The 16,540-nt window shown below is 37.4% G+C and carries 12 protein-coding genes and 1 tRNA gene; 4 read left to right on the top strand and 9 right to left on the bottom strand.

Translation table 11 applies throughout. The features are described from left to right. Positions 1-214: 214 nt before the first annotated feature. The gene (locus QJV27_RS05755; protein WP_281447996.1) at positions 215-3,205 is read right to left on the bottom strand and encodes a glycosyltransferase; all 2,991 of its coding nucleotides are present in this window, start codon (positions 3,203-3,205) and stop codon (positions 215-217) included. Positions 3,206-3,665: 460 nt separating this feature from the next. On the opposite strand from QJV27_RS05755, the gene QJV27_RS05750 reads away from it, so the two are divergent. The 3 genes from QJV27_RS05750 to QJV27_RS05740 all read left to right on the top strand — a co-directional run bounded on the left by QJV27_RS05750 (position 3,666) and on the right by QJV27_RS05740 (position 9,584). Further along, positions 3,666-5,096 (top strand): hypothetical protein, encoded by a 1,431-nt coding sequence (locus QJV27_RS05750; protein WP_281447995.1) that lies wholly within the window; start codon positions 3,666-3,668, stop codon positions 5,094-5,096. A 328-nt stretch (positions 5,097-5,424) separates the two neighbouring features. After that, positions 5,425-6,681 carry a hypothetical protein gene (locus tag QJV27_RS05745; protein WP_281447994.1) on the top strand — a complete coding sequence of 419 codons (1,257 nt, stop codon included), beginning with the start codon at positions 5,425-5,427 and terminating at the stop codon, positions 6,679-6,681. Positions 6,682-6,788: 107 nt separating this feature from the next. Further along, positions 6,789-9,584, top strand: a complete 2,796-nt coding sequence (locus tag QJV27_RS05740; protein WP_281447993.1) for a glycosyltransferase — start codon at positions 6,789-6,791, stop codon at positions 9,582-9,584. On the opposite strand, the gene QJV27_RS05735 is transcribed toward QJV27_RS05740, so the two are convergent. The 8 genes from QJV27_RS05735 to QJV27_RS05700 form a co-directional block, all read right to left on the bottom strand. Beyond that, entirely contained in the window at positions 9,571-10,476 is a 906-nt protein-coding gene (locus QJV27_RS05735) for a rhamnan synthesis F family protein (protein WP_281447992.1), read from the bottom strand. The genes QJV27_RS05740 and QJV27_RS05735 overlap by 14 nt on opposite strands. Beyond that, positions 10,469-12,175 (bottom strand): SulP family inorganic anion transporter, encoded by a 1,707-nt coding sequence (locus QJV27_RS05730; protein ID WP_281447991.1) that lies wholly within the window; start codon positions 12,173-12,175, stop codon positions 10,469-10,471. Before QJV27_RS05730 ends, QJV27_RS05735 begins: the two co-directional genes overlap by 8 nt. Positions 12,176-12,203: 28 nt before the next feature. Beyond that, positions 12,204-12,974: a M48 family metallopeptidase gene (locus QJV27_RS05725; RefSeq protein ID WP_281447990.1), complete on the bottom strand. Its 771-nt coding sequence runs from the start codon at positions 12,972-12,974 to the stop codon at positions 12,204-12,206. A gap of 32 nt (positions 12,975-13,006) precedes the next feature. Further along, positions 13,007-13,081: transfer RNA gene (locus QJV27_RS05720), tRNA-Gln, on the bottom strand. 73 nt (positions 13,082-13,154) lie between these two features. Continuing rightward, positions 13,155-13,787 (bottom strand): TetR family transcriptional regulator, encoded by a 633-nt coding sequence (locus tag QJV27_RS05715; RefSeq protein ID WP_281447989.1) that lies wholly within the window; start codon positions 13,785-13,787, stop codon positions 13,155-13,157. A 73-nt stretch (positions 13,788-13,860) separates the two neighbouring features. Then, a complete protein-coding gene (gene proC, locus QJV27_RS05710; RefSeq protein WP_281447988.1) occupies positions 13,861-14,658 on the bottom strand; it encodes a pyrroline-5-carboxylate reductase in 798 nt (265 codons plus the stop codon). Positions 14,659-14,716: 58 nt separating this feature from the next. After that, complete coding sequence (locus tag QJV27_RS05705; RefSeq protein ID WP_281447987.1) at positions 14,717-15,049, bottom strand: tRNA-binding protein; 333 nt, start codon at positions 15,047-15,049, stop codon at positions 14,717-14,719. Between the two features lie 61 nt (positions 15,050-15,110). Then, positions 15,111-15,401, bottom strand: a complete 291-nt coding sequence (locus tag QJV27_RS05700; protein ID WP_281447986.1) for an accessory factor UbiK family protein — start codon at positions 15,399-15,401, stop codon at positions 15,111-15,113. Between the two features lie 122 nt (positions 15,402-15,523). Between QJV27_RS05700 and rfaD the strand changes: the two genes are divergently transcribed. Beyond that, complete coding sequence (gene rfaD, locus QJV27_RS05695; RefSeq protein WP_281447985.1) at positions 15,524-16,504, top strand: ADP-glyceromanno-heptose 6-epimerase; 981 nt, start codon at positions 15,524-15,526, stop codon at positions 16,502-16,504. Positions 16,505-16,540: the final 36 nt, after the last annotated feature.

Raw genomic sequence — 16,540 nt, 5'->3', positions numbered from 1 at the left:
TATAAATCTTTATTGTTATATTTTCATTATATTAGACATGAATATCTTGCTTTTATTTGTGTGTGAGGAAGTATCAATCAATCATAGTTCGGGTTTAGAGAGATAGTGTTCAGAAATTTCTTATAGATTCTAGGTCATAAGCTAATAAAAAGTTGCAGTAATATATTTACAAAAATAAAAGCCTATATTGTAATATAGGCTTTTAAAACAGTGATTATTTTTTCTTGTACCAAGGCGAATCCTCTGGATAAACGATATCGATCCAGGGGTGGCGTTCAGAAAGATGGGAAACAACTTTAGGTTTATGATTGGTTTGCTCTGTAACAGTAGTAGTCATAGACGAAAAGTGAGCACGATATTCTGCAAACGCATCAAGAACTTGTGTTCCTTGGATTCCTAATTCAGCCAGTCTGCACCACATATCGTAATCTTCCCACCCCATTGCGTCGCGTTGTACGTAAAAACCCCCTGCAGCAGCCCACGCCCACTTGGCTAACATTACCATGGCATCAATATAATTGCCGACAGTCAAACGTAATGGATGGAAGGGAACATGGCCCCCGATGCTTTCACCCGCACCAAAATGACGCAGTTGGGGATAAGCATACCCTATAGCAGTATCTTGCATGACAGCCAGAAGTTTTTCACATGTATCTGGTAGTAATCGATTATCTGCATCCAGTTGCATAGAATAAAGAGTCTCACTAGCAGCAATACCAATATTACGAGCCCCTCCAAGTCCTGCATTTTTGACCGAGCGGTGTAATTGAAGGCGGTTGAAACGGTTCTTATGATTATTAGCCCAAGCCAGGATCAGATCGATAGAATCATCAGAGGAACCATCATCAACAATGATCATATCAAGATATTGCAAAGTCTGTGCTTTGACGGATTCCATTGCTTCAATTATATATTGGCTATAGTTATAAGAAGTAATAATAACCGTTACCATAGCTGTTCGTAAGGCATCATGATCGAAAAGAATCTCGCTTTCAGGGATGGTGGGCAGGCTTAAATTACGATATTTCCCACGATTGATCATGGTTTCTACAGCCTGGGCAGCACCTTTTTCACCTGTAAGGCTATGGAAAATTGTATCACATAGTTTGGACTGACGTTGAATACCGAAATTCCATAAAACATCGTGATATGCATTTTGAGCTACTTGATGGCGTAATTCAGGATTGTCAATTAAGGTTATTAAATGTTTTTCCCATTCCTGAGTTGTATTCGCTAAAAAACCTGTAACACCATGTTCAATGCATCTTTTCAAAGGCCCTGTTGGCGAGACAACAGAACAAACATTAGCTAACGCAGCTTCAAAATATTTTAGTTCACTTTTGGCATTACAAAAAACGTTGTCTGCTTCTAACGGGGCAATAGATATATCAAATCGCGCCAATTCTTGGGGGAGTTGTTGCAGTGGTACAGTATCTCTCCATTCAATATGATTTTCGTAGTCCTGAAGTTCAGGATATTCATTCATATGTAAAATAGGTCGGTGGTTTTCAGGTTCTCTGAATAACACTAGGCGGACTTGTGGGCGTTTTTTGAAAACACTAATCAGCGCAGGAATAACCAAAGCAAAATCGCGTTGATGCGTGCGTGTTCCTGAAGCATATCCAATACGGATATAAGTATCGTTCTTTTGTAATTTATTCATTCTGGCAGCAAAGCGAGCTGTTTGAACGCACTCATCATCAAAAATATTAGGTAGTGTGAACACCAATGGCCCAGCATGTTTGGGAATTAATTCTTGTGCCATATGTTCACGCATTTCAGCAGTTGTTGCGACGGCAAAGTCAGTACGCATCAATGTCTGCTTCATATTACCAAAAGTACGTGAGGTTTCTGCCTCTGTGGTTCCAATGCTGCGTATGCCATCAATAATTTCAATATAGGCTAGTTGAGGTTTAAAAACGATATCATCGGCGTCAAATGCAGTTAAGGTGTTATATTGTTTAGCTAACTCAACGATTCCAAGAATATGTCCGCTAAATTCAACCCGCCATAAGATCATGATGTCAGCCCATTTAATATCTTGGGGACCAACATCTGCCGCATTAATTACTTTTGCCTCATGCCCTGCTATTCTGCATGCTTGCGCATTGCGATAACAACGATAGATTACACCAGGTGTATGAGGTTCTCCTGCAACGAATGTTATACGGCGTGGACGATAATTATTATCGTAAGTTGGAGAAGAAATGTCGATATTAGAGGCTGGCTGTTCTACGTACTGACGTATTTTTTTGGGAATAAATATAGTATAAAAACGATTTGAACTAACAATTTTTTTTACTGTGTAAGATTGTAGCTTTCTTTTTATGAATAGTTTAAGTCTTGTATAAAACGATTTTGGGGGTTCGTTAGACCGACCAAGTTGTTGTGTTAAGTGTGCTATTGTATTTTGTAATTGCTGCAGCTCAGTTTGTTTTTGTTTTTGTAAGAAATAGAGCTGTTGCTCCAATAGATTTGTTTCTGATTTTGCCTCTAAAAGATCTTTTTTGTAGGTGAGGTGTATATTATTTTGCGACAACGCTTTTAGTTGCCAATATTCATCCATAATAGCACAACGTGTTTTAAATCGTTGAGCAAGTTTAGGTATATTTTTAAGGTTAAAAAGCCCATGTAAAGTAGGGGGGGGGGTTGTTCCAGTATATATTATCAGCAATCCACCATGATGATTAAATTCAAAATTAAGATAAGCTGTTTGCCACTGATCAATTAGTTTTTGATTTTCTTTGGAAATTGAATTTTTTTCATAAACATTACTAAATATCAAAATACTATTCGTTGGCAAATGCTTAATTATTGAGGATAGAGTTGGGTGGTCGTTAATTGATATGTATGCGGAGTTAAAATAAATCAAACTGTCGTTTAGGCTGCTCAGATGATCAAGGGGAATTATGGAGTTATGGGCAGAGTTAGATGTTTGTTGCTTGATATTTCCATAACATTGACTTGAAAGTTCGAATTGATTTAATAAATTACTGATTACAGATTGTGTATTATATTGTTCATTATCAAGGATTATGATTTTTTTAGGAAGAATATTACCAATGAGCCACGTTAAGCATGTATGGTGTGGGTGTATATGCTGCTGATCATGGGGTCTATAAAATAGAAGTTGCTCGTTATGGTTATCAAGAATTTGTTGTAAAGAATATTTTGGGCAATCTTGATGATCAGAATCTTGAGGCATAATAGCATTCCTATGGTTTTTAACTGTGCTGATATAATGTTATGTATAATGAATATTATTGGTATTCGTAAAGAGCGGTAATTTGAATATATGCAATAGTGTTTTATAGATTTTGTTCAAAAAAAATCGTGAAATTTATAATTTCATTATTTCTTCAAAATGAATATTTTTTAAGTCTGTATAGAGAAAATATCTTTGTTTTTTTTACAAAAATATATTAAAAAAATAGATACACTATGGTATATAGTTTAGTTAGATTACAAAAGGGGTTGATACTGCACTTATCCTAATCACAAGATGTCTAAAAGAATTACAAATAAATTTGATTTAACATTTATTATGGCTTTTATGTTTGAAGTTGTTAATATGTCGTTGTATTCCTTTCATATAACAATTTCATAGTATGAAATGTTAAATTTGTTATTTGAAAATAACTATTATTATATTACGAGGTATAAATATGACAACAACAATGACCATTACCGGTGCTTCAGGGGTAGTGACCCTACAAGGGGCAACGGGACGTGCTGAGGGCCCAGTAGGTACTTTACAGTCAAAAATTAATAATGATATTAATAATGGTACTGCGAAAGCATTTCAGTTAAATCCAGATTCTGGAAATCCTGACGTTCCAGCTGGTGTCGCAGCAGTTGGCATTATTGATGACGCTGGTACATATCAAATTCCAAGTCTATACCAATATGTTGTCATTGCTGATTCCGCTGAAACTGGGAATATCACTTTAAATAATAATGGCTTAAGTGCAAATATTAATATTTTGGCTGGAAGACAGTCAGGGTTTACTTACAACGCTGGCAGTGAATCTGGTCAAATTATGAATACAGCTGGCAGTCTTGTGTTTAATGGAGAGGGACAATCTGGCCGCTGGACTATTTATACTGGAGAAGGCAATTCTACAGTTAGAGGTAGTAATGGAAATAATCAAATAAATACTGGTGTTGGTCAGAACTTAGTCACGTTGGGTTCTGGAAACAATCGCGTTTACTCTGAAGGCTCTGATACGATCACTGGTGGTGTTGGCGGATATAACGCTTTGACATTGACGGGGGCAAACTCTCAAGTTAAGTTAAGCGAGAATACGCTTATCAACGATCTAGGTAATCATAACACTTTTGATCTTGGTAAGAACAGCACCGTAACAGGTGGGACAAACGCAACGGTTACTTTTCAAGAAGGGCCTAACAATGAGCTTTTGAGTGGAACCGCCATTACGGTTTCAGCAGTTAACGGTGCAGATTTAAAAGTCACACAAGGTAGTGATGCGAATATTAGTGTTGACGGAAATTTAAATTTCTTTAACGGTTATGGCCAAACGACACTGACAAGTAAAGGCCAGGTTGTAGCATTTGGTGCTAGAGGCAGTTTTGGGGAATCACAAAGCTCTTATACTTTAAACGCTGTTGGTGATAAGTCTGCTTTATTTGTTGCTGACGCTGGTAATGAAAGCTTGAACGCATCAGGTTCAACCGCATCAGTACAAATTTACGCAAATACTGTGTCTGGTGGTGGTACTAATTTTGTTGGAATTGGTGGTTCTGGGGACGACGTTCTAACCGCAGGGACAGGAAATACTACCTTTACTGGTGGTGCTGGTAATAATTTGTTCATGTTTACCAAAGATAACAGCCAAAATGGCTCTACAGTAATTACAGATTTTGTAAATGAAGGTAGTCATAATACAATTGGATTATTTAATTACGGTCTGGATACGAATAGCTTGGCAACATTGCTTCAAAACTCACAAAATGACGCTCAAGGCAATGCAGTGCTGAATATTGATGGTCAACATACCATTACGATACAAAATGTTTCAGTATCTCAATTAAATACTGATCAGTTCTTGGTTGCAAATAACAATAGCGCAGCCTAAGTAAATATAAAATTTGATGTTGTATAAATTATTTTGCGCCTTCTAAGTAAATTGTTTTTATACAACATCAGTTACAATATACTTTGTTATATATATTGATTTATGTAAAAAAATATTGTATTGATTGAAAACAACAATAAAAATCGCTAAATAATTAAACATAAGTAATTAAAGTAGAGTAGGTATAAGAATGGGTGAAGTAATTACGCTTGTCGGCGGTTCTAATAGCGCAATCTCGGTTACACTTGATGGTTCAAGAGCTGTTAGTATCGCGAATCAAATTAAATCAGAGCTTAGCAACTTAGATGAACAAGATTCATTGAATTTTATGAATCTTTCTGATGATCCCTCATTAGTTGATGGAAAAATTGGATACGGACTCGTCACAACGACTGGTTCTTATCATTTTGGAAATGGTTATGAATACATTGTTACTGGTGGGTTTAATCCAGATCGGAATGCTCCAGTAACACAATTTTTGAATCAACCTGTAACGCTTTCCTCCGGTATGTCATCAGGGCAAAATGTAAAAGTACTAGCAGGTGGTACTGCTCAAACGACATATATCGCTGGCCAAGAAAGTGGTCAATTTGTCGGTGGTAACCAAGCTGGAAATAACATCGTCTTTAGAGGTAATACTGTTAATGGTGGTGACTGGGTTATTAACACTGGTCGAGCAAATAGCACAATTGAATTAGGTAACGGAAACAACAACGTTATCTCTGAAGGTCATGATACAATTACTGCAGCTGTAAAAAATGGTGCAGGTAGAGATACTGTTGCACTATTTGGAAATAACTCTTTCGTAGATGTTGGTGCAGGTTCATTAGTTAATGATGTCAGCTATGGTAATACAATTACCGTTGGTGGTGGAAGTACCGTTAATGGTGGTACTTCAGGAACAGTTACGTTTGATGGCTCTTACGATAGCAATGTAAGTTCACTGAATGGCGGTTTTGCAACAACCGTTAAAGCAACTGGTGATCTAAACGCTGCCCAAATTCAAGATGGACAGGTTGACGCTGATAAAAACTTTACCTTGTTTAATGGTGGTGGCGATATATCAGCAACTGTTGCTGGAAACGCTATTGGTTTTGGTTCAAGAGGTCTTAATTATACATTAAATGCAGAGGGTGATCAATCTGGGTTCTTTACTGCTGATGCTGGTAACGAAACCTTAAATGCGTCTGGTTCTACTGCTGGGTTGAATATTTTTGCTAATACTATTGTTGGTGGTGGCAATACAACTTTCAATGCTACTGGTGGTTCTGGAAACGATACATTCACAGCAGGAACCGGTAACTCAACCTTTACAGGTGGTGAAGGTAACAACGCCTTCTTGTTTGCAGATGGTACAAGTGATGGCGGTACTACAGTTATTACTGACTTCGCAAAAGATGGCAGCACCAATGGTATTGGATTGTTCAATTATGGGTTGAACCAACAGAGCCTAGCAGAATTGTTGAGAAATTCACAAAACGATGCTAATGGTAATGCAGTACTGAATATTGAAGGTAAGCATACTATTATTATCGAAGGTGTTTCTGTATCTGAATTAACTACAGATAAATTCCTTGTTTCTTAATAAATAATATATTAATAAAGTTTTTTGCTTTATTTTGGTTATTTTAAAACCAGTTACTATGTTTGTAGTAACTGGTTTTTTTATAATTATTAATTTGGATAGAATGAATGCGTAAGAAATTTGTTGCTGGGCAGTCTGATGATAAATCTGATATGAACCAATTAAAAAAACAACAAGATCTGTTAAACGTATATCGTCATAGTACAAAAATCTACAATTTGCAGATTACAAGCCTACAATATGCATTAGAAGAAAAGCAGAGATTATTACAACAACTTCAATCTTCCCGTTCGTGGAAAATCACAGCGCCCATTCGTGTATTAAACTATTTATTTAAGCGTAAACTGCCGACGGGACACTCCTTCAAAAATATTAAGAAGAAAACTTTAAAAACGTATCATGAAGAAGGCATTCAAGGAGTTTATAGAAAAGCCACTTATGTCTTTCCAAAATTAGAATATATAGGGAGAAAATTACAATATTTATATAAATCACCAGATACTTCATCTAAAATATACCAAACATATACACAAGATATTGCAGGTGACAAGCTGCAATTAATATTAAATGGTCAGTTTACTCAGCAAGATATAAATATAAATTACCCTTTGATATTAATTGTTTCTGAAATTACTTTACCACAGTGTTACAAATATAGAGTTCAACAAAAAACAGAGCATTTCAAACGATTAGGTTGGAAAGTTGTTGTCGTAGATTGGCGTGATCACGTTCAAGTTCTATCCGCTTTGCAAATTTGCACACAAGTTATTTTTTACCGTGTTCCTGCTTTTTCAAACGTATTGAAACAATTAAATGAAGCAAAACGTTTGGGATTGCAGCCGTGGTGGGAGGTTGACGATTTGATCGTCGACCAAGAGTTATATGCTCAATGTAGTTTCATGGATACTTTGCCCAAGGCAGAGAAGGATTTGTTACATTTTGGGGCCGATCTATATCGAAAATCAATGTTAGCGTGTGATCGAGCCATTGCGTCAACTAAAACACTAGCTAAGGTGATGCATGAAGCTGGGGTAAAAAATGTTGTTGTTATTGAAAATGCGTTAGATAAAGAAACACTAAGAATTGCTGAACAATACTATCCTAAACCCACACAGGATAAACGGAAACAAAAAGATTCTGATAAAGTCGTTATTTTGTATGGTTCAGGAACTAGTACACATAATGCTGATTTCTTGGTTGCTGCGGATGGTATTCTAGCGGCACTTCAAAAGAATTCTAACTTATGTCTATGGATCGTAGGAGAGTTAGAATTACCCGTTAATTTTCAAACTGTTGCACAGCAAGTAAAGTATATTCCCACATTATCTTATGAACGTTATCTGGGGGTATTAGCCCAGGCAGATATTGCAATTGCTCCATTGGAACCTATTATATTTAATGATGCTAAAAGTAATATTAAGTATTTAGAAGCCTCAATACTTGGGATCCCGTCAGTTTGTTCTGATCGTGCGGCTTTTGTAGACGTAATTACAGACCAGGAAAACGGTTTCTTAGCCTGTAATAGTGCCGAATGGGAAGAAAAGCTTTTATGTTTAGCAAATAATATTGATTTGCGAAAAAAGATGGGGGAAGCCGCATATCAGACGATAATAAAACGTTATTTACCAGAAACTATAACTGAACAACAAGTTAGACCTGTTTTTGGTAATCCACAGTTTGTATCAAAAAATAAGTTGAAAGTGCTAGTGGTTAATATCCATTACGATCCATATTCTTTTGGTGGGGCAACGATTGTCGCAGAAGAGATGGTAAAACGTCTTCAGCAAGTTGAAGATGTAGAGGTCAGCATTTTTACATCGCGACCATTCAAAGATTCATATCAGGGATTACGTAGATACAAAAGTCAAGGGTCTGTGGTTTACTCTGTGGATTTAACACCTTCCATACATGATACGACGCAGTTTAATAATCTCGAAATCGTTGAACCTTTTGATGCTGTGTTAGATGCTGTGAAGCCTGATATTGTTCATTTTCATGCTATTCAAAATTTGGGTGTGCAAATGCTGTTTTCATGTCAGAGTCTTGGTATTCCTTATATTGTTACGCTGCACGATTCTTGGTGGTTATGTAACCGTCAATTTATGGTAAAGGCTGATCGAAAATATTGTTTTCAAACAAAGATTGATTTGCAGGTTTGCCAATCTTGTGAAATTCATGCCAGACATCTGACTGAGCGTATGGTTATGATGAAACAAGGGTTGCAAGAGGCGTCTTTGTTATTAAGTCCTAGTGAAACGCACCGTCAGCTATTTATTGCCAATGGTATTCATCCTGATTTAATTAAAGTGCATTCGAATGGAATTGATAGGTCGATGAAAGAAAGGCCTACACGTAATGTAGATACACCATTACGGTTTGGCTTTGTCGCTGGCGATGAGGTAATTAAGGGGTATCAAGTTATAAAGCAAGCTTTTGAGTCATTACATCGTTCTGATTGGGAGTTATATATTATAGATAGTAAAGTTCATATGGGACATCCACCGATCGATATTCGGGAGTGGCAAGTTTCAGGTAAAGTTGCCACCGTTCCGCCTTATAATGAACAAACGAAAGATGATTTCTTTTACGATATCGATGTGCTGCTATTCCCATCTCAATGGAAAGAAAGCTATGGCATGACCGTCAGAGAGGCCTTATTGCGGGATGTATGGGTTATTTGTAGTCATCCAGGTGGACAGTCTGAGGCTGTGATAGACGGTGTTAATGGGACGTATATTTCTTTAGACGGGGATGCCATCGAACTTAAGAAGGCTGTAGAAGCTTTGTTAGATAAAGCTTCTATGTTTAATCATTATGAAAATCCCTACAAAGACAATATTGAAACGTTCGAACATCAAGCAGAAACGCTTTTGGAATATTATCGTTGGGTTAGGGGGCAATAATAGGGCATGATATGCCTTGTTTTAAGAAATATTGCCAAGCAATCTTAGTGTCGTAAGTGCTAAAGAGATATAAAAAACGTTTCCACTTTGGTATGACAGGCAAAGGTCGTTTAGGGAATTGCTTTAAATAACAGTCGACATGATCCAACGGAAAATATCGATTATTTGCCAGTAACTTCCTATAATAATTTAACCAAAAGATTCCGTAATAATTATCACGAATAACCTCTTTTTTAATAAAAGGTACTCGTCCAGAGTCTAGAACACTGAACCAATCTAGATGCATGGGATTAGTTTGTTTTGGATCTCTCAGGGGGTAGCGATTTATTTTTGACCAACAAGCAGCATATTTTAAATTGGGGATTTGTTTTAAAGTTCTTCCTAACCCCAATTCAGCTTTATAGATAATATCTGCTTTTTCCATCGTATGGAAAGGCTGATTAAAAAGAGCCTGTATTTTCTTGTGTTGGAATAGGGATTGATTAAAACATAAAAACCATGACTGTAAATGCCAATTAACTTCTAAAGTTTCGACCATACCCCATATATCTATTTTTTGGGATAACATCCGTGTAAATATAGGGTGCATTGGATAAATAGGCCCAAAGATACTATCGTTGGTTAATAAAATATGATCTGCATCAAGTGTAACTCCCTTTTTCATCATGTCTTGCCATGCACCAAAATCTAATCCCTGATTAGGGCGTAAATGAGGGGTAATGTTGTAAGAGGCGCAGAAATTTTGGGTATCTTCGGAAATCTTAGTGTGACCAGAAAGCGCGATATGCGTTTCCCAACCATTATCATATAGCGCTTGCAAATAATGCTTTACATCTTTAGGTAAAGTTTGAGCTGTACTATAATGTGCAAAGAGGCAGATTTTTTTAGACATGATGATGTTGGCTCGTATCTGTTAGTTGTGGAGCAATTAATTCATTAAGGGCAATTTCAACAGATTCATAGATTTTGTTACCAGCAATTTGATGAATAATATCACTTTTTGCTATAATTTTTCTAAAGTTAAAATGCCCGCCAGCGATGACGAACGTAATATCTTGTTGTTTTAGGACAGTGGAAATATGATTCAGTGCATATAATGTACTAGCATCTCCAATCGTCATGACAGAGGCATCTAATATGAACCAACGGATATCCTGATTTTGATATTCATTAATGATACGAATACAACGGTTTATGAAGAAGTCTTCGTTAAAAAAGACAATAGAGGCCTCAAAAACATAAATAATACAATGTGGGATAGGCTTTGCGTTTGGCTCTAGATTAAAATTTACCAGGTCATGACTTGTAGAGGTTATTCCTAATTGTGCATCCCTGGGTTTTGCAGAAAGCAGTAGAGTATGCAGTAAAGTGATACCAATTGCGATGATAATGCCCTGTAATACTCCAACCCACAAAACACCTAAGACCGTGATAATAACAAAGCATGCTTCGATCACGCTGACCTTTAAAAGAAAACGAAATGTTTTGACGTCTATAAGATTAATGGCTGTTGAAATTAAAATGATACTTAGTATCGAAGAAGGTAGTAGCCCCAAAGGTTTGGATAAAAAAGTGATAATGATACCAATACTAATTGCAGAGGTAATGCCTACTAATGCGGTTTTACCACCAGAACTAATCCCAACGGCCGTACGTGAATCTGCACCTGTTATGGTAAATCCTTGAAAAAAGCCAGAAAATATATTGGCAATTCCAAATCCTATAAGTTCTTGATTTGCATCTATTTTTTGTCCTAATTTTGCGGAAAAACTGCGTGCTGTGATGATGCCACTGGAAAAACTGATAATGGTTACGGCAAGAACAGTTTTGATAAAGTCTGTTATGGGATAGTCAAAAGAAGGAATCTGAAAACGAGGCAGACCAGAGGGTAGATATCCTAGAATTTTAACGCCGTGTTCAGGTAGATTAAACGCCCAAGATAGAATAATGGCGATAATAACCGTAATGATTGGGGCAGGAATTGCGGGCTTAAAGGTGACACAAAGCCTGATAAAAATGAAAAAACAAAGGGCTAAGGCGAACGTAATCCAGTGTATAGAAGATAGATGAAATAGAAAGAAATGGGTTTGCTGAAAAAAATTGCCTTTGGGTAAATCAATTCCAGTAACAACTGGTAGTTGGGTAATCATCAGTTCTATGCCAACACCAGCCAAATATCCCGTTAATATAGGGCGGGATAAAAAATTTGCTATAAATCCAAAGCGTAATTTTCCAGCGATGATACTAATAATACCAACAGCAATGGCAATTGCTGCAGCACCTTGGACACGATCATTTGTAGAGACTAAAGAGAATGCTGTTAGGCTAAGTCCTACAATATTGCTGACGGCGGCGTCTGGGCCTACAATTAAGTATGGGGATGCCCCAAAAAGCGCATAGATAAAAACAGGAATGATACAGGCATATAAGCCAATAATAGCAGGAACCCCCATCAGGTTTGCATAAGCCAGCCCCACGGGAATGGCAACGCTGGAAACAATGATACCAGCCAGGACATCATTCAAAGCATTTTTAGGGGTAAGTTGCTGTAATGAGCGAATGCCAGCAGGGAGGGATAAAAAATTTTTCATATAGGACAAGACAAAAATGAAACTGAATTTACCGATTGTCTGCTTTTGGAGTGGGGTTGTAAAGAAGTAAGGCACTCTGTTGATGGATTTGTGACTGCCATAGACGCCAATCAGGCATGATTTTATCTAACAATACATAAAATCGCTTGCTGTGATTCATTTCAGCTGCGTGGCAAAGTTCGTGTAAAATAACATAATCAATACATTGGGGACACGCTTTGATTAAATGCTGGTTAAGGGTTATGATGCCCGTATTTTTATTTGTAAAACTGCCCCAACGGCTGGTCATTTTTTTAATACGCAGGATTGGCGGGCATTTCCAGTTAATCCAAGGGGTCTGTGCCTGAAAATTATGTATACGTTGTGTAAAATATTGTAACGCTTGAAAGTGATAGGCGTTGTCTAATAAGGCATATATTTTATAAGGGGTATAATACCGCACAGAAATATATATTTGATGGTTTTGAAATAATATATTTTGTTTTTGGTTTGGATTTTCATCAATATATAAAGGATAAAACTTTCCAAGATATAAATGGGGTTCAAGATGCGTGTAATTTAAAACAACAGGTTTTTTTTTCTTGTGAAGCTGTTTAACGATCCAGTGACTATGGTCTGTTAATAAAGCTGTAATCGTTTTAAGGGGGGTACGTATTGGGGCACGAATTTTGATAATATGATTTGACGTAATAGAAATCGTAATTTTCTTTTGACGTGTCAAAGGATGTGGAGGGTATAACTCACACGACAAGGTTTGATGATTACAGGGGAAATGAAATGATTTTATTGGCTTGGTCAATAACAAACCTTAAAATTAAAATATAACCAAAATGGCTGGGGTGGGAGGATTCGAACCTCCGCATGGCGGAATCAAAATCCGCTGCCTTACCGCTTGGCTACACCCCAACGTTGGTTACGAAGCATCTTTTAGACGACTTCTTGCAGAACGTAAAGAGAAAAAATAAAAAAAAGAAAAAAATTATTTGTTTTCATCTAAATTATAAGATTCATCCTTTGCGAAAGAAGCACTTTCTGCATGAGTATCATTTGTTTTTGTTACAAAATAGGGGGCTAATTTACCAGCCTTTTTAATGGCTTGATCCAGGGATGCCATGGTTTGGGAAAGATCTTGGCTGTCATCTTTGATCCATACACGCAATGTCAAAGTCCAAATCGCGGTTAATCCTTTAATACATGCCAGCCCTCTTACTCCATGGGTATTTATTTGTGCCGATTCGGCAATCCAACGCATACTGTTCTGTGTTGCTATGCCCATCATGATTGCCAAAGGCGGATTAAAAGGCAGGGTACGTAGGGCTGAAATGATACCATTGCGATATTCTTGAAATAAATCGAACCTGCTCATGAATAAATCGAAAAGATATTCTGCCACGGGTTGATCTTGGTATTTTTGTTCTAAAGCTGTTTCATCGGCCAGACGGTTTAGATATAACAGCAGAGATGATTTGCAAGGAAAATATCGGCGCGCTAGATTAAGTGGAATATCTGCTTGTTGCGCGGCTTGGGCAACGGACATGGAGCTCCATCCGTTTTGGGCTGCTAGCGTCATAGCTTTGTTAAATAATTGCAGTTGGATTTCTTCGTTGTTCATAAACTTACCTCGTAAATCGTGTCGATGACCTATATGTTTGGATATAGGCCGTTAATTTGATAAAAAAGATCGATTATGATGCCATCTCTTTTGAACGATCTGCTGCTGCTTGAATGGCTTTGGATAATGCATCTGGCCAAGCTTTGCGATCAATCAAGACATTCACTGCACGTTCAGTAATTCCGTTAGGGGTGGCAACCGCTTTACGTAAGTCTTCTGATTCTTCTTTGGAACGACTTAACAAAGCAGCAGAACCAACAACTGTTTGTCGTGCCAATAACTTTGCTAATTCCTTTGATAGGCCTTTTTCTTCTCCTACTTTTTGTAATAGTTCGGCCAATAAGAAAATATAAGCAGGGCCAGATCCAGCAATCGCAGTGGCTACGTCCATATCTTGTTCTGATTGCAACCATGCTACTTCGCCAATGGCACGAAGCAGAGCGTCTGTTAATTCTTTTTGGTGCGAATTTACAATTGGGTTTCCAATGGCTGATGTCATGCCCAGCCCTAGTTCAGATGGAGTATTTGGCATTGCTCTGACAATGGCTGTATCTGAACCAAATTGTTGTTCAAGCCATGTTAAATTACGTCCACCAAGCACGGAAATGTTAACTGCATTTTTTGACCATGGTGCAAGATCGGGAATGATTTCTTGCGCTTGATGGGGTTTTGTTGCCAAAATAATAGCGGCAGGTTTAAAATCTTGGGGGATATCGTGAACAGAATTTACCCGTTTGTGGGGGGCTGGTAATTCTATTTCATGACGATGCACAATAAAAGAAGGGGATAATCCTTTTTGTATCCATCCTTTCAACATTGCTTTGCCCATATGGCCGCAACCAATTAGAAGAATAGGGGGTATATTTGACATCAATTATTCCTTCATAGTTAAGTTGATATTGAAGTAAAAAGCATATAAATCTTCAATATTAAGAAATTTTGGTACCGTTGGGAACAGGACGTTCAACTGTGGTAATAACCACGCCTTCTTCAGTCTCAAATCCTGTTAATAAAAATTGGGATCGGAATGGACCAATCTGTTTTTCTGGAAAATTGATAATGCCAACAATTTGTTTTCCTAGCAGATCCTCTTTTTGATAAAGCCGTACTAATTGTGCACTGGTTTTCCGTTCCCCATAATTGCCAAAATCAACCCATATTTGATAGGCGGGTTTGCGGGCTTGGGGGAAGTCCTCGATACGGGTAATGGTGCCAGTAACCATTAGTATTTTTTCAAAATCTTTCCATTCGATAAGATCCATTTTAGGATTATCCTTGTCGTTAAATATAAATTATAACTGGCGTGCGTCAGTTTGTTACGTTTTAATTTGACGTAGATGAGTCGTTATGGTCAGAGCGACCTTCTAATTGATTAAGACGTTTTTCAAGTTGTTCAACTTGCTCTTCTAATTTTTCTTGGGCAGAACGGGTGCGACTGGCAATCTCGCTGATGATTTCGAATTCTTCACGACGAACCAGATGTAGGGTTGATAAAATTTCATCAACACGTCCTTTTACAATGGCACCAATTTCTTCTTTTATACCGCTAAATACAGAAAACGCCCCGCCAGCAGCTTTGGAAGCATCGTTGAACATTTTTTTACGATCAGGCATATGTTTCATCCTTAAATTAGTTAAAAAGCGAATAATAGACTGGAATAATCTATTATAGGTAGTTATCATGTTTTGTATAAATAATTTTAATTTTAACCTAAATCTGCGTATACGAAAATATCATGATTATCATTACTGGTGCTACAGGGTTTATTGGCTCATGTTTACAAGCCAAGCTTTATCAGCTTAAAGAGAGAACAGTGATTGTCGATTGGCTTGGTGATCAGGGAAAATGGCGTAATGTTGCCAAGCATATTCCAGATGATATCATTTTGCCAGAGAATATGGATAATTTTCTAGCAACTGCAAAAGATGTTACGGCTGTTATCCATTTAGGGGCAATAAGTGAAACAACTGCCAAAGATGGGGATTTGGTTTGGAAAACGAATGTTGACCTATCTATGCGGTTGTGGAAATGGTGCACAAAAAATGAAGTAAGATTTATTTATGCCTCTTCTGCGGCCACTTATGGTGGGGCTAATCAAGCCCAAGATTTTAACGATGATCCTCAAAATATCGGATTGTTAAAACCCTTAAACTTGTATGGTTGGTCAAAACAGGCTTTTGATATGCAAGTCTTGGATATCGTTGCACAGGAACAACCCACCCCACCGCAATGGGTTGGTTTAAAATTTTTCAATGTTTATGGCCCCAACGAATATCATAAAGGAAAAATGATTTCGGTCGTTAAGGTGAAATTTGACGATATTGTTCAAGGGCAAGCCCCTAAATTATTTAAATCAGATCAAGAGGGGCTGGTTGATGGTGCGCAGGCGCGCGATTTTATTTGGGTTGGGGATGTTGTGGATGTAATTTTATGGTTGTTAAATAATCCACAAGTTAACGGAATATATAATTGCGGTACGGGTCAGGCCAGAACATATTTAGATTTAGCTTATGCTGTTTGTGGGGCTATGAACGTGTCAAAGCAGGTTGATTTCATTGAGATGCCAGAAGCACTTAAGGGGCAATACCAATATTTTACCCAGGCCGATATGCGCCGTTTGCAAGGGGCTGGATATAACAAAGCATTTACTTCATTAGAAAATGGGATTGGCCAGTATGTTCAAGATTACTTGCTAAAAGCAGATTCTTACCTTTAAGATGCTTCCTTTTTGAATCGATGCTGAAAGAGTAAT

It is taken from the genome of Commensalibacter oyaizuii, from assembly GCF_029953265.1.
GTDB lineage: Bacteria > Pseudomonadota > Alphaproteobacteria > Acetobacterales > Acetobacteraceae > Commensalibacter > Commensalibacter oyaizuii.
This window is presented reverse-complemented; position numbering and strand designations above follow the sequence as displayed.